The 20,017-nt window shown below is 65.0% G+C and carries 19 protein-coding genes; 13 read left to right on the plus strand and 6 right to left on the minus strand.

What is annotated here, in order from left to right:
• Positions 1-163: 163 nt before the first annotated feature.
• Positions 164-2,065 (minus strand): molecular chaperone DnaK, encoded by a 1,902-nt coding sequence (gene dnaK / locus ACFDR6_RS06035; RefSeq protein WP_028139411.1) that lies wholly within the window; start codon positions 2,063-2,065, stop codon positions 164-166.
• A 394-nt stretch (positions 2,066-2,459) separates the two neighbouring features.
• Between dnaK and ACFDR6_RS06040 the strand changes: the two genes are divergently transcribed.
• Together ACFDR6_RS06040 and pncA are read left to right on the plus strand one after the other, a co-directional pair.
• Entirely contained in the window at positions 2,460-3,401 is a 942-nt protein-coding gene (locus ACFDR6_RS06040; RefSeq protein WP_375857744.1) for a hypothetical protein, read from the plus strand.
• Between the two features lie 165 nt (positions 3,402-3,566).
• Positions 3,567-4,289 carry a bifunctional nicotinamidase/pyrazinamidase gene (pncA, locus tag ACFDR6_RS06045; protein ID WP_317241744.1) on the plus strand — a complete coding sequence of 241 codons (723 nt, stop codon included), beginning with the start codon at positions 3,567-3,569 and terminating at the stop codon, positions 4,287-4,289.
• A gap of 132 nt (positions 4,290-4,421) precedes the next feature.
• On the opposite strand, the gene grpE is transcribed toward pncA, so the two are convergent.
• The gene (gene grpE / locus ACFDR6_RS06050; protein ID WP_212082963.1) at positions 4,422-5,039 is read right to left on the minus strand and encodes a nucleotide exchange factor GrpE; all 618 of its coding nucleotides are present in this window, start codon (positions 5,037-5,039) and stop codon (positions 4,422-4,424) included.
• A 95-nt stretch (positions 5,040-5,134) separates the two neighbouring features.
• The gene (gene hrcA, locus ACFDR6_RS06055; RefSeq protein ID WP_212082958.1) at positions 5,135-6,223 is read right to left on the minus strand and encodes a heat-inducible transcriptional repressor HrcA; all 1,089 of its coding nucleotides are present in this window, start codon (positions 6,221-6,223) and stop codon (positions 5,135-5,137) included.
• A 169-nt stretch (positions 6,224-6,392) separates the two neighbouring features.
• On the opposite strand from hrcA, the gene rph reads away from it, so the two are divergent.
• The 3 genes from rph to hemW are packed head-to-tail and all read left to right on the plus strand — an operon-like array spanning position 6,393 to position 8,954.
• On the plus strand, positions 6,393-7,106 hold the full coding sequence (gene rph / locus ACFDR6_RS06060) for a ribonuclease PH (protein ID WP_212082955.1): 714 nt from the start codon (positions 6,393-6,395) through the stop codon (positions 7,104-7,106).
• 11 nt (positions 7,107-7,117) lie between these two features.
• The gene (gene rdgB / locus ACFDR6_RS06065) at positions 7,118-7,753 is read left to right on the plus strand and encodes an RdgB/HAM1 family non-canonical purine NTP pyrophosphatase (RefSeq protein ID WP_212082952.1); all 636 of its coding nucleotides are present in this window, start codon (positions 7,118-7,120) and stop codon (positions 7,751-7,753) included.
• A gap of 16 nt (positions 7,754-7,769) precedes the next feature.
• The gene (hemW, locus tag ACFDR6_RS06070) at positions 7,770-8,954 is read left to right on the plus strand and encodes a radical SAM family heme chaperone HemW (protein ID WP_375857918.1); all 1,185 of its coding nucleotides are present in this window, start codon (positions 7,770-7,772) and stop codon (positions 8,952-8,954) included.
• A gap of 54 nt (positions 8,955-9,008) precedes the next feature.
• On the opposite strand, the gene ACFDR6_RS06075 is transcribed toward hemW, so the two are convergent.
• Entirely contained in the window at positions 9,009-10,241 is a 1,233-nt protein-coding gene (locus tag ACFDR6_RS06075; RefSeq protein ID WP_317241746.1) for a penicillin-binding protein activator, read from the minus strand.
• Between the two features lie 340 nt (positions 10,242-10,581).
• On the opposite strand from ACFDR6_RS06075, the gene rsmI reads away from it, so the two are divergent.
• The 7 genes from rsmI (at position 10,582) to ACFDR6_RS06110 (ending at position 17,739) form a co-directional block, all read left to right on the plus strand.
• Positions 10,582-11,532: a 16S rRNA (cytidine(1402)-2'-O)-methyltransferase gene (gene rsmI, locus ACFDR6_RS06080; RefSeq protein WP_375857745.1), complete on the plus strand. Its 951-nt coding sequence runs from the start codon at positions 10,582-10,584 to the stop codon at positions 11,530-11,532.
• Positions 11,519-11,920: a YraN family protein gene (locus tag ACFDR6_RS06085; protein ID WP_212082929.1), complete on the plus strand. Its 402-nt coding sequence runs from the start codon at positions 11,519-11,521 to the stop codon at positions 11,918-11,920. The genes rsmI and ACFDR6_RS06085 overlap by 14 nt, the downstream gene beginning before the upstream one ends.
• A gap of 10 nt (positions 11,921-11,930) precedes the next feature.
• A complete protein-coding gene (gene gshB, locus ACFDR6_RS06090) occupies positions 11,931-12,875 on the plus strand; it encodes a glutathione synthase (RefSeq protein ID WP_212082914.1) in 945 nt (314 codons plus the stop codon).
• Positions 12,876-13,329: 454 nt separating this feature from the next.
• Positions 13,330-14,136, plus strand: coding sequence for a Flp pilus assembly protein CpaB (gene cpaB / locus ACFDR6_RS06095; protein ID WP_375857746.1), 807 nt, complete (start codon positions 13,330-13,332; stop codon positions 14,134-14,136).
• Between the two features lie 10 nt (positions 14,137-14,146).
• Positions 14,147-15,667 (plus strand): type II and III secretion system protein family protein, encoded by a 1,521-nt coding sequence (locus ACFDR6_RS06100; RefSeq protein WP_375857747.1) that lies wholly within the window; start codon positions 14,147-14,149, stop codon positions 15,665-15,667.
• A gap of 51 nt (positions 15,668-15,718) precedes the next feature.
• Positions 15,719-16,453 (plus strand): CpaD family pilus assembly protein, encoded by a 735-nt coding sequence (locus tag ACFDR6_RS06105; RefSeq protein WP_375857748.1) that lies wholly within the window; start codon positions 15,719-15,721, stop codon positions 16,451-16,453.
• On the plus strand, positions 16,450-17,739 hold the full coding sequence (locus ACFDR6_RS06110) for a CpaE/TadZ family protein (RefSeq protein WP_375857749.1): 1,290 nt from the start codon (positions 16,450-16,452) through the stop codon (positions 17,737-17,739). Before ACFDR6_RS06105 ends, ACFDR6_RS06110 begins: the two co-directional genes overlap by 4 nt.
• Before the next feature lie 41 nt (positions 17,740-17,780).
• On the opposite strand, the gene ACFDR6_RS06115 is transcribed toward ACFDR6_RS06110, so the two are convergent.
• Together ACFDR6_RS06115 and ACFDR6_RS06120 are read right to left on the minus strand one after the other, a co-directional pair.
• Positions 17,781-18,557 (minus strand): tetratricopeptide repeat protein, encoded by a 777-nt coding sequence (locus ACFDR6_RS06115; RefSeq protein ID WP_375857750.1) that lies wholly within the window; start codon positions 18,555-18,557, stop codon positions 17,781-17,783.
• A 79-nt stretch (positions 18,558-18,636) separates the two neighbouring features.
• On the minus strand, positions 18,637-18,882 hold the full coding sequence (locus tag ACFDR6_RS06120) for a PilZ domain-containing protein (RefSeq protein WP_091965316.1): 246 nt from the start codon (positions 18,880-18,882) through the stop codon (positions 18,637-18,639).
• Positions 18,883-19,414: 532 nt separating this feature from the next.
• On the opposite strand from ACFDR6_RS06120, the gene ACFDR6_RS06125 reads away from it, so the two are divergent.
• A complete protein-coding gene (locus tag ACFDR6_RS06125) occupies positions 19,415-20,014 on the plus strand; it encodes a Panacea domain-containing protein (RefSeq protein WP_375857751.1) in 600 nt (199 codons plus the stop codon).
• The last annotated feature ends 3 nt before the right edge of the window (positions 20,015-20,017 follow it).

Below are 20,017 nucleotides of genomic sequence, written 5' to 3' on the forward strand. Positions count from 1 at the left end.
GCGGCAGAGGGCTGCATGGCAGCGTTCAGCATATCGGCGGGAAATTGATTGATCGTAACGGGCGCCCGTCCCGTCGAGCCCGACACGACGGCCTCCCCCGCAGGGGAGGAGGCCGGTAGCGCGTGTGGGGTCCAAGCCGTCCGCATCGTCACCCTCTTGGGGTTTAAGCGGACTTCTTGTTGTTCTTGTCGTCGTCGACCTCGGTGAATTCCGCATCGACGACGTCGTCCTTGGCCGCGTCCTTCTTGGCGTCGGCCTCGGCCTGCTGCTTGTACATGGCTTCGCCGAGCTTCATCGAAGCCTGGGCCAGCGTCTGCGTCTTGGCCTTGATCGCCTCGGCATCGTCGCCCTTCAGCGCTTCCTTGAGGTCGCCGACGGCATCCTCGATGGCGCGGCGCTCGGTCTCGCCGACCTTCGAGCCGTGCTCGGCCAAAGCCTTCTCGGTCGAATGCACCAGACCGTCCGCCTCGTTCTTGGCAGTCACGGCCTCGCGGCGCTTCTTGTCCGCCTCGGCATTGGCCTCGGCGTCCTTGACCATCTTCTCGATGTCGGCTTCCGACAGGCCGCCGGACGCCTGGATGCGGATCTGCTGCTCCTTGCCGGTGGCCTTGTCCTTGGCCGAGACGTTGACGATGCCGTTGGCGTCGATGTCGAAGGTCACCTCGATCTGCGGCATGCCGCGCGGCGCCGGCGGAATGCCCATCAGGTCGAACTGACCGAGCATCTTGTTGTCGGCCGCCATTTCACGCTCGCCCTGGAAGACGCGGATGGTGACCGCGTTCTGGCTGTCCTCGGCGGTCGAGAACACCTGGCTCTTCTTGGTCGGGATCGTGGTGTTGCGGTCGATGATGCGGGTGAACACGCCGCCCAGCGTCTCGATGCCCAGCGACAGCGGCGTCACGTCGAGCAGAAGCACGTCCTTGACGTCGCCCTGGAGCACGCCGGCCTGGATCGCGGCGCCGATCGCCACGACTTCGTCCGGGTTGACGCCCTTGTGCGGCTCCTTGCCGAACAGCTGCTTCACGACTTCCTGGACCTTCGGCATGCGCGACATGCCGCCGACCAGAACCACTTCGCCGATCTCACCGGCGGTGACGCCGGCATCCTTGAGCGCCTTGCGGCAGGGCTCGACGGTCTTCTGGACGAGGTCGTCGACCAGCGCCTCGAACTTGGCGCGGGTGAGCTTCATCGTCAGATGCTTCGGGCCGGTCTGGTCCGCGGTGATGAAGGGCAGGTTGATCTCGGTCTGCGTCGTCGACGACAGTTCGATCTTGGCTTTTTCAGCGGCTTCCTTCAGGCGCTGCAACGCGAGCTTGTCGTTGCGCAGGTTGATGCCCTGCTCCTTCTGGAATTCGTCGGCGAGATAGCCGACCAGGCGCATGTCGAAGTCCTCGCCGCCGAGGAAGGTGTCGCCGTTGGTCGACTTCACCTCGAATACGCCGTCGCCGATCTCGAGGATCGAAATATCGAACGTGCCGCCGCCGAGATCGTACACCGCGATGGTGCCGGTCTTGGTCTTGTCGAGGCCATAGGCGAGCGCAGCCGCGGTCGGCTCGTTGATGATGCGCAGCACCTCGAGGCCCGCGATCTTGCCGGCGTCCTTGGTCGCCTGACGCTGGGCGTCGTTGAAGTAGGCAGGAACGGTGATGACGGCCTGGTCGACCTTCTGGCCGAGATGGGCTTCCGCGGTCTCCTTCATCTTCTGTAAGATGAACGCCGACACCTGCGAGGGCGAGTAGGTCTGGCCGTCGGCCTCGACCCAGGCGTCGCCGTTGGAAGCCTTCACGATCTTGTAGGGAACGAGCTTCTTGTCCTTCTCGACCATCGGGTCGTCGTAGCGGCGGCCGATGAGGCGCTTCACTGCGAAGAAGGTGCGCTCGGGATTGGTGACAGCCTGACGCTTGGCCGGCTGGCCGACGAGGCGCTCACCGTCGTCCGTGACGGCGACGATCGAAGGCGTCGTGCGCATGCCTTCGGAATTCTCGATGACTTTGGCGTTCTTGCCATCCATCACGGCGACGCACGAATTCGTGGTGCCGAGGTCGATCCCAATGACCTTTCCCATGGTCCCGATATCCTTCTTTTTGCAGCAGGTTGGCTGGGCCCAGAAGGCACCCAAACCGAAACCCCCTAAGATCAAACATCCGCGATATTGCGATGATTGAGGCTCATATAGGAGGGGGGGAGGGGCCCGCAAGGACCGAAGTCGGGTTTCTGCCGCGAAAACATTGGGTTTTGGAAGATCATATCCGGGCTTCACCGCCCTTGCGGGTGAGGAATTATTAACAGGTTCAAGCCTCGGCAAGCCCCGCTGCCGCGGCCGATCCTCGCCCTGTTACAGCACGCCCAAACCCGGTAAAAGGCGGACCGGCCGGGCAGCCGCCACGGCTGCTTCGCGCGACAAAGCGGCCCGGTGTCCGACCATCGAACGGCCTCAATGTGAACCAATCAGAGTGCCCATGAAGCTGACCCGTCCCCTCGCCGCGCTCGCCCTCTTCATTACCTCCGCGTTTCCGGCCCTTGCCGCCGACGCCGTGTTTCCGCCCGGCTTGCGCCTGGGCATGGTGCCGTTGGTCGGCCTCAACACCGCAAAAACCTTTCCGGGCTTCGAGAGCGAGGACGGCGGCGTCAAGGTGCTGATCACCGAGCTGCCGCCGGCGGCCTATGGCGAGGTCGTGAGCGCCTTCAACTCCAATCCGGCGGGGGCGAATGGCGTCAAGCAGGACAAGGTCGAGACTCCCGCGGGCCTCGCCTATTTCACCACCGAAAGCGGCAAGGCCGGCGACACCCTGGTGAAGCGCTATTCGATGATCGTGCCGGGCGCCGGCTTCTCGGGTTATGTCGCGGTGCAGATCCCGGAGAATGCGACCAAGATCTACACGGATGAAGCGGTGCGGCAGATGTTTGCGACCGCCGTCACCCGCAAGCGGGTCTCGGCCGAGGAGCAGATCGCGCTGATGCCGTTCAAGATCACCGATCTCGCCGACTTCAAGGACATCCGCACGCTGGCGCCGGGCTCGAGCATCATCCTGGCCGACGGCGACGAGAGCACCGGCTATGAGGCGAAGCCGTTCATGATCCTCGGCCTGATCGGCGCCACCCCGCAAGCCGCGGGCGACCGCGCCCGCTTCGCCCAGGAGGCGGCGCTTCAGATCCCCGGCGTGCGCGAATCGCGCGTCACCATGTCCGAGCCGATCCGCATCAATGGCCAGCAAGGCTTCGAGACCCGGATCGACGGCGTCAGCGGCAAGGACAAAGTCCCGGTGACCGTGGTGCAGTGGATCCGCTTCTCGAGCGGCGGCGCCTCGCTGCGCATCATCGCCAGCGCCCCGCGGGACCAGTGGCAGCCCGCCTTCACCCGCTTCCGCGCCGTGCGCGACGGCATCCAGCCGAAGGGCTGAATCGTTCGGCATACGCGGTGTCGTTCCTGCGCATGCAGGGACGACAGTGAGTTTTGGGGCCGGCAGCCCAACCCCTCACCAGGACGGCTGCATTTTCGGGCTTCTGTTCGTATACGAACGGAACTAGGCTTCGCTTCCGTTGGATCATCCCAAGGGAGGCGAATGATGCTGGACCGACGACAAGTCTTCGCAATGCTCGGAACGACGGCGCTGGCGAGCCTCGCGCCGACCGCACTCTTTGCAGCGGCGCCGATCAAGCCTGACGAGACCTCCGCCCTGCTCGTGATCGACGTGCAGAACTGCTTCCTGCCCGGCGGCAGTCTCGCGGTGAAAGAGGGCGAGCAGGTGGTCCCCATCATCAACAAGATCTCGAAAGCGTTTGCGAATGTGGTGATGACGCAGGACTGGCACACGCCGGGCCACGTCTCGTTCGCATCGGTGCATTCGGGCAAGAAGCCGTTCGAGACCGTCGACCTTCCCTACGGCAAGCAGGTGCTGTGGCCGGACCATTGCGTGCAGGGCACCGAGGGAGCCGCGCTGTCGAAGGACCTTGCGATCCCGCACGCCGAGCTCATCATCCGCAAGGGCTTTCACAAGAACGTCGACAGCTATTCGGCCTTTCTCGAAGCCGACGGCAAGACCTCGACCGGACTTGCCGGATATCTCAAGGGGCGCAAGATCAAGCGCGTTTTCGTGGCGGGTTTGGCGACGGACTTCTGCGTTGCCTGGACCGCGCTCGATGGGCGCAAGGCAGGCTTCGAGGTTTATGTGGTGGAAGACGCCTGCCGCGGCATCGACACGCAGGGTTCGCTGGCAAAGGCCTGGGCCGATATGGCCAAGGCCGGCGTCAAGCGGATTCAGTCGGCGGATATCGCGGTGAGCGCGTAGGCGACGCGCTCTATCCTCCCGTCATTCCGGGGCGCGCGTCAGCGCGAGCCCGGAATCCATTAGACGGTTGTCTCCGCTGCGCGATGGATTCCGGGCTCGCGACTACGTCGCGCCCCGGAATGACAACCAAACTCAGTTCGGCGCGTCGCTGGACTCGTTGTTGTTCGCCGCCGGCGCTGCCTTCGCGCCGCCCTTGGCGACACCGACCAAAGCCGGGCGCAGCACGCGCTCGCCGATGGTATAGCCGGCCTGCATGATCTGGACCACGGTGCCCGACGGCACCGACGGATCGGGGACTTCGTACATCGCCTGGTGGAAGTTCGGGTCGAACTTCTGGCCCTGCGGATCGAGCTTCTTCACGCCGTGCTTTTCCAGAGCGTTGAGCAGGGACCGCTCGGTGAGCTCGACGCCCTCGATCAGCGAGGTCAGACCGGGATCGGCCGTGGCGCGGGCCTCGGCCGGGACGGCATCGAGCGCGCGCTGGAGATTGTCGGCGATATCGAGCACGTCGCGGGCAAAGCCGGTGATGCCATAGAGGCGGGCGTCGGCGACCTCCTTGGCGGTGCGCTTGCGCAGATTCTCCATCTCGGCCAGCGTCCGCAGCATGCGGTCGCGCGCTTCGGTGGCTTCCTTCTGCAACGTTTCGACCGAGCCGGGCTCGGGATCGTCGGGCATGATGTAGGGCTTTGACACCACGGGCTCAGGCGTCGGCGCGGTCGTGTCTTCGGGTTGCCGGTCTCGATCGGTCATCGGCTCTAATCTCGAACTCGTTTCCAGGATTGTTGGCCCGGATATCGTGCCTGAGCGCGCGAAAATCAAGCGCCCGTGATCGGCGGAAACGCCTGTCAGCCGCCCAAAAGGCGGCTGACGATGCGGGCGGCATAATCCACGGTCGGGATCACACGGGCATAATTCAGCCGCGTCGGGCCGATCACGCCCAGGACGCCGACGATGTGGCCGGCGGCATCCCGATAGGGCGAGATGATGGTGGAGGAGCCTGACAGCGAAAACAGCTTGTTCTCGCTGCCGATGAAGATGCGCACGCCTTCCGCAGTCTCGGCCCGGCCCAGGAGGTCGATGACGCCGCGCTTGGTCTCGAGATCGTCGAACAAAAGACGCACCCGCTCCAGATCCTCCAGCGCGTGCAGATCTTCCAGCAGATTGGCGTGGCCGCGGACGATGAGCTGGCGGTCCTCGTTCTCGCCGCCGGACCAGCTTGCGATTCCGGCCGAGATCACCTTCTGCGTCAGCTGATCGAGTTCGGCGCGGGCTTCCCCGAGTGCCGTCTCGAGCTCGAGCCGGGCCTCGGCCAGAGTGCGGCCGCGGATGCGTGCATTGAGGAAATTCCCGGCCTCGGTGATCGCCGAGGAGGGAACTCCGGGCGGTAGCGACAGCACGCGGTTTTCGACCTGGCCGTCCTCGCCGACCAGGATGACCAGGGCCTTCTCCGGTTCCAGACGGACGAATTCGATGTGTTTGAGCCGCGCATTGGATTTTGGCGTCAGCACCACAGCCGCCGCCCGCGTGAGTCCGGACAGCCGCGTCAGGGCCTGGTCCAGCGCCGCCTCGACCGAATGCGCCTGGCCGACGGATGTGAGCTGGCTCTGGATCGACTGGCGCTCGGCCTCATTGAGGTCGCCCACTTGCATCAGGGCATCGACGAAAAAGCGCAAGCCCAGTTCCGTCGGCAACCGGCCGGCAGAGGTATGAGGCGCGTAGATCAGGCCGAGCTGTTCCAGGTCGGCCATGACGTTGCGAACCGAGGCCGGCGACAGCGGCATCGCGATGAGGCGCGAGATATTACGTGATCCCACGGGCTCGCCGGTCGCGAGATAGCTCTCGACAATTTGCCGAAAGATGTCGCGGGAACGCTCGTTGAGCTGGGCAAGGCCTGCGCGCGGCGCGATCAGATGGATCGGATCGTGATGGGTCACAAACAGTAACTCCTCTCAGATACACGTAATTTGTCTATCCCGGGCGCTTCTGACAAGCGTGGCGTTCGCGGCCACGAAATCGGGGGGTGAAAAAACCTTGCCGCCCACCCTCACCCCCCCTACAAGCACCGCGAACAGCCCTACACCTGCGAGTTTTGGAGGATTTCCCATGCGGCCAAGCCGCCGTGCGCCCGACGAACTGCGCCCCGTGACACTGGAGCGCGGCGTGGTCAAATACGCGGAAGGCTCCTGCCTCGTGAAATTCGGCGATACCCATGTGCTGGTCACCGCCACGCTGGAAGAGCGCCTGCCGCCCTGGCTGAAGGGCCAGGGCCGTGGCTGGGTCACCGCCGAATACGGCATGCTGCCGCGCGCGACCTCGGAACGCACCCGTCGCGAGGCCTCCGCCGGCAAGCAAAGCGGCCGCACCGTCGAGATCCAGCGCCTGATCGGCCGCTCGCTTCGCACCATCGTCGACCTCGAAGCGCTCGGTGAGCGCCAGATCACGGTCGATTGCGACGTGCTCCAGGCCGACGGCGGCACCCGCACGGCCTCGATCACCGGTGCCTGGGTCGCGCTCGCCGATTGCATCAACTGGATGAAGGCGCGCAACATGATCAAGGCCAATGTGATGCGCGACAACGTCGCTGCGATCTCCTGCGGCATCTACAACGGCACGCCGGTGCTCGATCTCGACTACGCCGAGGACTCGGAAGCCCAGACCGACGCCAATTTCGTCTTGACCGGCGACGGCCGCATCGTCGAGGTGCAGGGCACGGCGGAACGCGAGCCGTTCACCCAGGACGAGTTCCTGAAGTTGATGGCGCTGGCCCAGAAGGGCATCGCGCGTCTGGTGGACTTGCAGAAACTGGCTGTGGCGTAGTCAATAGGCCCATGCACCGCCGAATCACGGACAAGCTCGTCATCGCGACCCACAATCCCGGCAAGCTCGCCGAGATGCGGGAGCTGCTTGCGCCGTACGGCATCGCGGCGGTGTCGGCCGGCGAGCTCGGCCTCGGCGAGCCGGACGAAACCGGCGGCGATTTCCGCAGCAACGCGGCGATCAAGGCGATCGCGGCGGCGCAGGCGACCAAGCTTCCCGCCTTCGCCGACGATTCCGGCATCGTCGTCGACGCGCTGGACGGCGCGCCCGGCATCTACAGCGCGCGCTGGGCTGGTCCGAGCAAGGACTTCAACGCGGCGATGGCGCAGATCGAGCGGCTGCTGCAGGAGCGCGGCGCCACCACGCCCGACCACCGACGAGCGCATTTCGTCTCCGCGCTCTGCGTCGCCTGGCCGGACGATCATCTCGAAGAGGTCGAGGCGCGCGTCGACGGCACGTTGGTGTGGCCGCCGCGCGGGACTGCCGGCTTCGGCTACGATCCGATGTTTTTGCCCGACGGCCACAACCGCACGTTCGGCGAGATGGAAAGCATCGAGAAGCATGGGCTGCCGCCGCTTGGGCTCGGCCTGTCGCACCGCGCCCGCGCCTTCGTGAAACTGGCGGAGATCTGCCTTGAGCCGCGATAGAGCGTTTTCGAGCGAAGTGGATACCGGTTCGCGCCAGGAAAACGCGTCAAAACAAGTATCCGAAGCTTTCGGCGTCTACGTGCACTGGCCGTTCTGCCTGTCGAAATGTCCCTATTGCGACTTCAACAGCCACGTCCGCCACGCCGCGATCGACGAGGCGCGCTTCGCCGCCGCCTTTGCACGTGAGATCGAGACGACCGCGCAGCGTTCGCCGGGCCGCGAGGTCACCTCGATCTTCCTCGGCGGCGGAACGCCGTCCCTGATGCAGCCTGCAACCGTCGGCGCCGTGCTCGACGCGATCGGCGAGCATTGGACCGTCGCAGGCGACGTCGAAGTCACGCTGGAGGCGAACCCGACCAGCGTCGAAGCCACGCGCTTCGCCGGCTATCGCAGCGCCGGCGTCAACCGCGTCTCGCTCGGCGTGCAGGCGCTCGACGATGCCTCGCTGAAGGCGCTCGGCCGGATGCATAGCGCCCGCGAGGCGCTCGATGCGGTCGCCATCGCGCGCCGCTCGTTCGATCGTTACTCGTTCGACCTGATCTACGCCCGCCCCGACCAGACACCGGCGATGTGGGCAGATGAACTCCGTCTCGCCATCGATGAAGCGGCCGAGCATCTGTCGCTCTATCAATTGACGATCGAGGAAGGCACGCCGTTCTTCGGCCTGCACCAGGCCGGCAAATTGAAGACACCGGACGAAGCGGTCGCGCGGGCGCTCTACGACGTCACGCAGGAGACCTGCGAGAAGCTTGGTCTTCCGGCTTACGAGATCTCCAACCACGCGCGGCGCGGCGCCGAGTGCCGGCACAATCTGGTCTATTGGCGCGGCGATGAATATGCCGGCGTCGGTCCCGGCGCGCATGGCCGGCTCGACATCGACGGCGTGCGCCATGCCACGGCCACGGAGAAGCGTCCCGAGGCCTGGCTGCTGCGGGTCGAGACCAACGGCCACGGAATCGTCACCGACGATCTCCTCAACAGCGAAGAACGCGCCGACGAATTCCTGCTGATGGGGTTGCGCCTCGCCGAGGGCATCGACCCCGAGCGCTACAAAGCCCTGTCCGGCCGGACGCTCGATCCCAAGCGCATCGCCATGCTGCGCGAAGAAGGCGCGATCACTGTGGATGCGACGGGACGGCTGCGCGTGACCAGCAGCGGATTCCCGGTGCTGGACGCGGTGGTCGCGGATCTCGCGGCGTAGGCCCGAGCCAGATCGGCGGTGCGCTCCTCGCCCGCAAGCGGGAGAGGTGAACGATCACGCCCCAAAGCTCTTCGGCGAGCCCGCGACCGCAACGCCGCCGCCCTGCGTCACCTTCATCACCGCGAGGCCCCGTTCGTTGGTGCCGTCGGCGCGGAAGCGGAACAGGCCGTCGATGCCGGCGAAGCCGGAGGCGTTGGTGAGCACGTCCGGCGAGAAGCGCGTCGTGCCCTGCGTGCGCGCGAGGGCGGCGACGAGGGCGACCGCGTCGTAGGCGAGCGTCGCGGTCCGGATCGGCTCGGCGCCGTATTTGGTGCGATAGCGGCCGGAGAATGCGCGAAAGCCAGCCGGGTCGGGCGCGGCATAGAGACCGCCTTGCAGGGCGGCGCTGGCATAGACGCGCGGACTGTCCCACAGGCCGGTGCCGAGCAGCTGGATGTTGCGCAAATTCGCGCCCGCCGCAGTCATCGCATCCGCCACCGACACGACGGCATCGCCGTCATCGGCAATGAACAGCGCATCCGCGCTGCCAAGCTGCTGCGCCACGGTCCGCGCCGGAGTGGCCCGATCGGCGCCGTATCTCTCGAAGGCAATGATGCGCCCGCCGCGCCGCGGCACCGCGGCCTTCACGGCGGCCTCGACGACATTGCCATAGGCATTGTCGGGCACCAGCACGGCGACGGAGCGCTTTCCGATGCTGGCGGAATATTCGACGATGCGATTGACGTCGGACTCCGGCAGGAACGAGAGCAGATAGACGCCGCGTCCGGCGATGCTGGAATCGGTCGAGAAGGCGATCACCGAGATGCCGCGCGTCCGCGCGACCTGCGCCACCGCCGGCACCGATTGGGCGAACAGCGGCCCGAGGATGATCTCGGCGCCCTCGTCGACGGCCTGCTGCGCGCTGGCCTGCGCGCCTTGCGGGCTGCCGTTGTCGTCCTTGATCAGGAGCTGGATGTTCGGGTTCTGGAACTCGGCCAGCGCCATCTCGGCGGCATTGCGCATGGATTGCGCGGCAAGGCCGGCATTGCCGGCGGCCGAGAGCGGCAGGATCACGGCAACCTTGACCCCACCGGTGCCGGCGGTCGTCGCCTGCTGCGGCGGGCCGGCCGGCTGGGCCGGCGGCGCGGAGCTCGAGAACGGGTTGGAGAACTGGCTGAGACTCTGCTGCACGCCCGCGCAGGCCGACAGCAGGGGCGCGCCCAGCAACAGGCCGAGCGCACTCCTTCGAGTCGCCCCTGACATCAGGGACCCCGGAACGGGAGACTTTGGATAACGCGGGCCCACCATGGCAGCTTCTCTTCTGACCCGCCGTCTCGCCGGCCGGTCACGACATTCCTTCCACGACACAAGCCGCGGATTCAGGCATATTGTCGGCAAATAGTTAACCAAAACAAAAGGATAATGGCCGCTTAACGCGGCCGCCTTTCCGTCCCGGCAGCTGTTCGCCGTCGCTCATGCAGCATCAAGGCGGCGTTTCCGTCGCGAATATGGCGCGAGGGCCCTCGCTCCCTCTCGACGTGATCCCGATTGATCACATTCCCGTCCGTTCCTCGCCCCTCACCTCGGCACGATCTTTTTCGGCGAGCCGGTTCCCAGCCCTGCGGATCGTGCCTAAGTTGATCTCATTATGCGCGCAAAGCCGGCCCCGATAAATACGCCTGAAGCTCAAGACGCCGCCTCGCGCGGTTTCTCCATCGATGCCCACCGGATCGCGGCGCCGAAGGCGGCCCCGGGCCTGCATCTGGTGGCGACGCCGATCGGCAATCTCGGCGACATCACGCTGCGTGCGCTCCAGACCCTCGCCGGCGTCGATGTCATCGCCTGCGAAGACACTCGCATTACACGGCGCCTGACCGAGCGCTACGCTATTACCGCGCAGCTCAAGCAATATCACGAGCACAACGCCGAAGCCGCGCGCCCGAGGATCCTCGAGGCGCTTGCCGCAGGCGGCTCGATTGCGCTGGTCTCGGACGCCGGCACGCCGCTGATCTCCGATCCGGGCTTCAAGCTGGTGCGCGAGGTCTGCGCCGCCGGCCACGCGGTGTATGCGCTGCCCGGCCCGTCCTCGGTGCTCGCCGCTCTGTCGGTGGCGGCGCTGCCGACCGACCGCTTCTACTTCGAAGGCTTTTTGCCGGCCAAATCCGCCGCGCGCCGCGCACGCCTTGCCGAGCTCGCCCGCATCGATGCGACGCTGGTGATGTTCGAATCCGGCAACCGCGTGCAGGATACGCTCACTGAACTCGCCGAGATCATGGGCACGCGCGAGGCCGCGATCTGCCGCGAGCTGACGAAGCTGCACGAGGAAATTTCGCGCGCGACGCTGGCCGATCTCGCGCGCGATGCCGAGCGGCTGGAAACGCGCGGCGAATTCGTGCTGGTGATCGCTCCGCCGGCAGCCGACGCCGAGGTGCTGACACCGGATGCGCTGGACGGTCTCTTGCGCGAACAGCTCGCCACTCACAGTGTCAAGGACGCGGTGGCGCATGCCGTCGCGCTCTCGGGACGCCCGCGCCGCGAGGTCTATGCCCGCGCGCTCGAGCTCGCAAAGGATTCACAGGGCGGCGATGGCGAAGACTGACAGCCCGAGGGAACCAAGGGTCGCCTCGCCGGAGCGGCTCGCCGCATTCCGCACCGGCATCTCGGCCGAGAGTCGTGCCGCCGCCTATCTGATGGCGAAGGGCTATCGCATCCTCGCCAAGCGCTACCGCACTCCGCATGGCGAGATCGACATCGTGGCGCGCCGGCGCAATCTGATCGCCTTCGTCGAGGTCAAGGCGCGGGCGACGCTGGACGACGCCGCTTTCGCCGTGACGCCGCGCCAGCAGCAGCGCATCATCGACGCCGCGCAAGGCTGGCTCGTGGCGCATCCCGAGCATGCCGAATTCGAATTGCGATTCGACGCCATGCTGATTGCGCCGCGCTCACTTCCGCGCCATGTGTTGGCGGCATTCGACGCCTCGACCTGAAAGGCAGACCATGAAACTGAACGTCGCTGTCCAGATGGACCCCATCGCCCGCATCAACATCAAGGGCGATTCCACCTTTGCGCTGCTTCTGGAGGCGCAGAAGCGCGGCCATGGCCTGTCCTATTACACGCCCGACAAGCTCTCGATGGTCGGGGAGGAGATCGTCGCTCCGGTTCAGCTCCTGACCGTGCGCGACGAGCCCGGCAACCATTTCACGCTGGGTGAGTCCAGGCGCGAGGCGCTCAACGGCTTCGACGTCGTGCTACTGCGCCAGGATCCGCCGTTCGACCTGGCCTACATTACCTCGACGCATCTTCTGGAACGCATTCATCCGAAGACGCTGGTGGTCAACGACCCGGCCTCGGTGCGCAACGCGCCGGAAAAGCTGTTCGTGATGAACTTTCCGCAGTTGATGCCGCCGACCCTGATCTCGCGCGACCTCGACGAGATCAACGCGTTCCGCGACAAGCACGGCGCCGTCGTGATGAAGCCGCTGCACGGCCATGGCGGCGCGGCAGTGTTCCGCGTGATGCCGCAGGACATGAATTTCGGCTCGCTGTTCGACATGTTCTCGGTCACCTTCAGGGAGGCCTGGGTGATCCAGCAGTTCATCCCCGAGGTGAAGCACGGCGACAAGCGCATCATCCTGGTCAACGGCGAGTTCGCGGGCGCCGTGAACCGCGTGCCGGCCGCCGACGACCTCCGCTCCAACATGGTGCGCGGCGGCGCCGCACAGGAGACCGAGCTCACCCCGCGCGAGCGCGAGATCTGCGCCACGGTCGGCCCGGCGCTGCGCGAGCGTGGCCTGTTGTTCGTCGGCATCGACGTCATCAACGGCAATCTCACCGAGATCAACGTGACCTCGCCCACCGGCATCCGCGCCATCGCGCGACTCGGCGGTCCTGACGTTGCGGCAAAGGTCTGGGACGTGATCGAGCAGAAGCGGAAGAAGTAGCTTGTACTGGAGAGCCTGAAATCTCTCCTCAATGTCGTCCCGGACAAGCGCAGCGCAGATCCGGGACCCATAGCCCCAGGAAGATGTGGTTATGGGGATTTGGAGTTACCTTTTCGCACCGCAACTTCTCCCTGTGGTTATGGATCCCGCATTCGCGGGGACGACAGCGATGTTGTGCAGGGCTTCTGCGGATCTCATTGGCACCCTCGCACCACCCATCACTAACCACCCGTTCACCATGACGCGCCGCCTCCCTCGCGCGCTGAGCACTGCGTGAAACTACGGGGCCGCCGGCCGACCGAATAACGCCGCGTTCACCATCTGCCGAGAACCAGCATCGTGGCTGGTCATCGCGTTCGGCCTCGCAACACCCCTTATACTTTTACTCCCTACTCATCGACACGGGGGAACACGCCAGGTGCGGTTCGAGTGCCCCGCGTATGAGTAAGAGCGTATGAATACCGCACGCATTGTCGTTCTCGTCATCGCGCTGGCCGCCGGCGGCGTCGCTGCGTATCTCGCCAGCAGCTATCAGAATGCGCCCGCGCCCGCTGTGGCCGTCGCCGAGAAGCTGCCGACGGTCGAAGTCCTCATCGCCAAGAACGACATTCGGCTCGGCCAGGCCCTCAAGCCCGACGACCTCCAATGGCAGACCTGGCCGGCGGCGACTGCGAGCAGCGCCTTCATTCGCCGCGATAGCAGGCCCGAAGCCCAGACGCAGATCGCCGGCTCGATCGCGCGCGTCCCGTTGATGCAGGGCGAGCCCATCCGCGAGCAGAAGCTGGTCAGGGCCGAAGGCTCCGGCTTCATGGCCGCGATCCTGCCGTCGGGCATGCGCGCCGTCTCGACCGAGATTTCAGCCGAGACCGGCGCCGGCGGCTTCATCCTGCCGAACGACCGCGTCGACATCGTCCTGACCCGCCGCCTGAAGAATCCCGATGGCGCGCTCGCCGGTAACGACCTGATCCTGTCCGAGGTCATCCTGACCAATATCCGTGTGCTCGCGATTGATCAGGCGCCGAAGGAAAAAGACGGCCAGACCGCCGTGGTCGGCAAGACCGTTACGCTCGAGCTCAAGCCCGAACAGGTCGCCACGCTCTCGGCCGCGCGCCAGGGCGGCACGCTCCAGCTCGCGCTGCGGAGCATCGTCGATGCCAACGCGGTGGAGGGCACGGTCGAGGAAAAAACGGCCAAGGTGGCCGACGGCATCAACGTCATTCGTTTCGGGGTGCCGGCGCGGCAACTAACGTCACAGAAGTGATGGGGGCATCATGAACTACGGGGATGATCGGACGGGCCTGCGCATTCGGGGGAAGCGCGCGCGCTCGTTCCTGACGGGGATGATGCTGATGACGCTGGGGCTGCTCGCGGCCCCCGACGCCGTCAGCGCCGCGGATCGCCCGGTGGGCGACCAGGCGCCGATGCAAGCTCCGGATCTCGAGGTGTCGTCGGTCGCGACGATCGCGCCCGCGAGGTCGCGTTTTCTCTCGCTTGGCGTCGGCAAGTCCGTCGTCATCGACCTGCCGCGCGAGGTCAAGGACGTGCTGGTGGCCGATCCCAAGATCGCCAATGCCGTCATCCGCTCGGCCCAGCGCGCCTATATCATAGGCGGCCAGGTCGGCCAGACCAATGTCGTGTTCTTCACCGCCGACGGCCAGCAGGTCGCCGCCTATGACATCGCGGTGAAGCGCGATCTCAACGGCATGCGCGCGGCCCTTCGCCAGTCCCTTCCCGGCGTGCAGATCGAAGGCGTCGGCGACAGCGTAATGCTGACCGGATCGGTGTCGAGCCCGGTCGAGGCACAGCAGGCCGGCGACGTCGCCGCCAAGCTGGTCGGCGGTTCGGACAAGGTCGTCAACAACATCGTCGTGCGCGGCCGCGACCAGGTGATGCTCAAGGTCGTCGTCGGCGAGGTGCGCCGCGACATCGTCAAGCAGCTCGGTGTCGATCTCAGCGCCAGCCTGAACGCGGGCACTGCGGTGGTGAATTTCAACAATTCCAATCCGTTCTCGGTCTCGGGCGGACCGATCGTCGGCAGCAATGGGCTCGGCGTCGCCGGCCTCGCCAAGGGCTTCGCCACCGTCAGCGCCACCATGCGCGCAATGGAAAGCGCCGGCGTCATGCGCACGCTCGCCGAGCCGAGCCTGACGGCGATCTCGGGCGAATCCGCCACCTTCATCGCCGGCGGCGAATTTCCGATTCCCGCAGGCTATTCCTGCGATCCGGTCACCCACGTCTGTACCACCCAGGTCACCTACAAGAAGTTCGGCATCTCCCTGAACTTCACCCCGGTCGTGCTCGCCGAAGGCCGCATCAGCCTGCGCGTGATGACCGAGGTCTCGGAGCTGTCGAATACGAACGCGATCACGCTGACGCAGGCGGTGTCCTCGAACTCGAGCAACTCGATCACCATCCCCTCGATCCAGACCCGCCGCGCGGAGACCACGCTGGAAATTCCCTCGGGTGGCTCGATGGCGATGGCCGGCCTGATCCAGCAGAAGACCAAGCAGGCGATCAACGGCCTGCCTGGCGTCGACCAGGTGCCGATCATCGGCGCGCTGTTCCGCAGCCAGGACTTCGTCAACAACGAGACCGAGTTGATGGTGATCGTGACGCCCTATGTGGTGCGCGCGGTCGCCCAGAAAGATCTGGCACGGCCCGACGACGGCTTCGCGCCGGCATCGGACGCGCAGTCGGCGCTGCTCGGCCGCATGAACCGTCTCTACGGCATCGCGCGCCGCGTCGATCCGATCGCCGGCACGCCGGACGATTTCGGCTTCATCATCGACTGAGACGGACGGTTTGGGGACCGGACAAGGAACGGGGCAAGAGGGGACCAGGCGATGACGACAACATCAGCCGATCGACGCCGCAACTTGAGGGTCGCGCTTGCACTGACGGGCCTCTCCGTCATGCTGGGCGCCTGCAACACCACCGGCGAGATCGTCACCCAGACGGTGCCGACCGACTATCGTCAGCGCCACCCGATCGCAGTTCAGGAAGGCAAGAAGTCGATCGTGATCTTCGTCGGCAAGGCGAGGGGCGGCCTTTCGGCCGCGCAGCATTCGGACGTTGCGGGCATCGCGCGGGACTGGGTGCGCGAAGGCACCGGCTCCGTCATCGTCGACGTCCCCGTCGACAGCGCGAATTCGCGCGCGGCGGCGGCGACCTATCGGGAGATCCGGTCCGTGCTCGCATCCGGCGGCGTGCCGCCGCGGGCCATCGTTCAGCATCCCTATCGCCCTGAAGATCCCGGGCTGCTGCCCACCATCCGCCTGAGCTATTCCAGGATGGCCGCGGTCGCTGGTCCCTGCGGGCTGTGGCCGGAAGACCTCGGACCCAACATCCTCGATCCCGGCTACAACGAGAACCGGCCCTATTTCAATCTGGGCTGCGCCAGCCAGCGCAATCTCGCGGCGATGATCGACAACCCCGCCGATCTCGAGCAGCCGCGTGCCGAGACCCCCGCCTATACCGCGCGACGCGACATCGCCTTCGAGCGCTACCGCAAGGGCACGCCGATCGCGCCCCCCTCACCCGACTCCGACAAGGCCAAACTCAGCGATACCGGCAAATGACACGTCTCCACGACGACGACGCGAACGATCCGCAACACCCCGAGGAACACATTGCGCCGGTTCCTCGGATCTCCGTGCAGGCCTTTTGCGAGACCGAGAAGACGCTCAAAGCGGTGACCGCGGCGGGAGAAGACCGCCGGCTCGCCAAGGCGCACCTCACCGCCAAGGACGGTGGCCTTGCCGCGGCGATCGAAGTCTATGAGACGATGCCGACGCCGAACGTGATCGTGATCGAATCCGACGGCACGCGCGACATCCTCGAGGGGCTCGACGACCTCGCCGGCGTCTGCGACCCCGGCACCCGCGTGGTCGTGATCGGCAATCCCAACGACACCGCGCCCTATCGCGAGCTGGTGCGCCGCGGCGTCAACGACTATGTGGTCGGACCGGTCGAAACCCTCGACGTCGTCCGCTCGATCTGCAGCCTGTTCTCGGCCTCCGAGGCCATCATCACCGGCCGCGTCATCGCGGTGGTCGGCGCCAAGGGCGGCGTCGGCGCCTCCACCGTCGCGCATAACGTGGCCTGGACCATCGCCCGCGACCTCGCGCTCGATTCGGTCGTCATCGACCTCGACCTCGCCTTCGGCACCGCGGGCCTCGACTACAATCAGGACCCGGTGCAGGGCATCGCCAACGCAGTGCTGTCGCAGGACCGGCCGGACACGGCGCTGATGGAGCGCCTGCTTTCCAAATGCACCGAGCGCCTCAGCCTTCTCGCGGCGCCTGCCACGCTCGACCGCGTCTACGATTTCGGTGCCGAGGCCTTCGACGCCATCTTCGACACGCTGCGCATGACCACGCCCTGCATCGTGCTCGACGTTCCGCACCAATGGTCCGGGTGGACGCGGCGCGCGCTGGTGAATGCCGACGACATCGTGATCGTCGCCGAGCCCGATCTCGCCAATTTGCGCAACACCAAGAACATGCTGACCGTGCTGAAGGCGGCACGACCGAACGACCGGCCGCCGCTGTACTGCCTCAACCAGGTCGGCATGCACAAGCGCGCGGAGATCGAGGTCAAGGCCTTCGCCAAGACCATGGAGAGCCAGCCGCTCGCGGTGATCCCGTTCGATTCGAAACTGTTCTCGACCGCGGCCAATAACGGCCAGATGATCGCGGAGGTCTCCAAGAACCACCGCACCACCGAGCTGTTCCAGAACATGGCGAACCGCCTCGCTGGCCGCGGCGAGGTGAAGAAGCCGAGGCGCTCGTTGCTCGAGCCGCTGCTGAAGAAGCTGAAGGGCAAGCCGGGGCGCGGATCAGCCCCTCATCGCAAGGCGTCGTGAGGCGAGAGGCCTTTTCGCGCGAAGCAGAATAGGAGGGCGGGCTATTTGTCCGCCCGTTGCTGCTGTTTCTTTGCCAGCAGCTGCCGCAGCGCAGTGACCTTTGCCGCGGCCTGATCGGGCGGCAGGTCGGCCTTCACGAGGATTTCGGCCTCGGCCTCGCGGCCTTGCAATCCCAGCACGAGCGCCAGATTGGCGCGGACCCGCGCATCGTTCTGATTGCGCTGATGAGCGCGGCCGAGCACCTGTTCGGCCTTCGACAGATTGTTTTGCAGCATATAGGACAGGCCAAGATTGGACAGCACGGTCGGCTCGTTCGGCACGATCTTCAACGCCGCGGCGTAATATTGCTGCGCTTCCTCGTTGCGGCCGAGTTGATCGAGCGCCGCGCCCTGCGCCGACAGGATGCGCCAATCGGGATCCTCAGGCGAATGCGCGCGGCCGAGGACGTCGAAGGCCTGCTGGAAATTACCGTTGTCGGCGAGCGCGCGGCCATAGCCCGCGAGCAGCGCCTTGTTGCTGGAATGACCGAGCACGGCCTGCTCCAACACCGCAACCGCCTGTGCGCGCTGGCCGCTCTCGCGCAGCGCCTTGCCGTAGGCGAGCGCAATGTCGGGATCACCAGGCTTGGCGCGATAGCGCGCACGCAAAGCGTCCATGTCCGGCGTGGGGTCGGCCTTGACAGCCGTTTCCGACTTGGCGCCGAGCGCGCCGGTCACGTCCTCGATGCCGGCGGTCTGGCAACCGCCGAGGGTGAGCACCAGGAGTGCGGGAAGCAGCAATCTCGCCGCAGGAAAGGCGAGGGACGAACGCTTGGGCATACTCTGATCACTCGGCAACTGATCAGAGATGCTTACCGATTAACGCTAAAGTCCCGTTAAGGAGCGCGACCCGGACGGCCTAATCGGTGAATTCGGCGCCGAACTCGCAGCCGATACGCCAGCGCAGGCGGCATTGGCGGGAATAATCGGGCGCGAAGATGATGGTGAATTGCGGCGGCACTTCCAGGAATTCCGCCACCACTTTCACGCCGCCATCCGAGATATCCGTGATCGTGCAGTCCCGCGGCAGCGACCCCGCGCCAAAATGGATCTTGGCGAGCCGGCTGCACATCCGACGTTCGCTTCTCCGGCGATTTGCAAGCATTTGAATTGTTCACCCGTTGACCACGGCCCATCCCGCAGCCCTAGGAGTAGCGGACATTCGTTGGAATGTGCTGAGGACAGAAGCCGGCATTCGAGGCGTAGTGTAGGCTTGGCGTTTACGCCTGATTAAAGGTTTGCTCGCCCTTCCAAGATCGTTCCCGTATTGTTCTTGCGGAGAGGGGGTACTGGGTCAGTTTGATTGTGGCGGCCGGCAGTACATGCCTTTGGGGGGGCAATCGGTGATTAGCGGGGACAACGATAATTTTTTGTTGGCCATATGTGGCCAGCTATCCCGTTATAAACAAATGGCTAATTGTCTCACTTGGCGCTGCATTACGTAGTCAATTCAACGATTTAGGCCCGAATCAGTATGGACTTGTTAATACCGAATCACTATCTATGGTGGCGGCATAGGGGAGCCGCATGGCCGTCAGGTCGAGAAGTTGCGCAGTCTTAACGTGCTGCTCAAAGCCGTTCTACGGACTTGGAACGCGCTGCTCTTCTCCCCGTTTAGTAGCACCGGGATATTGAAAATGGCTGCTCGAACACGCGCACCCATAACGCCGTTACGCCCCAACGTCGATAAAATCCTCGCCTCAATTTCGTTCTTGGTGAGGACGGCGAATGAGAGCGGATTTGAAATCACTCAGTATGACATCGTCAAATCGCTTTTTCTGGCGGATAAAGCGCACTTGAATAAATACGGCCGCCCGATCACGTTCGACAATTACTCTGCAATGAAGGATGGGCCGGTCCCTAGTCTCTCCTACAACTTCTTGAAGAGAGATCAGTTTTGCATGAAGCGTCTCGGCATCAAGGATTTTCCTTGGCGCAGTGAGGCTGCTCCGCAGATCAGCGAAACTGCTGAGGTTTTCAGCCCCAAAGACGAGAACAACACTCACGAGGATTCTCTATCTGAGAGCGATACCGAGGAGCTGCAAGCAGCCCTTTCGAAGGTAAAGCAACTAGGATTCCAGCAAGTCCGTAAGCTTACGCACGATGACCCTGCTTATTTGGAAGCATGGGATAATGACTCTGACGTAAGGAGCTTCCCGATGAGTCTCAGTCTGCTTTTCGAGAAAGCAAACGAGGACGAGGCCAAGAATATCGAATTTCTTTCAAAGCACTCATGACGA

The organism is Bradyrhizobium tunisiense, from assembly GCF_042263385.1.
Taxonomy (GTDB): Bacteria; Pseudomonadota; Alphaproteobacteria; order Rhizobiales; family Xanthobacteraceae; genus Bradyrhizobium; species Bradyrhizobium tunisiense.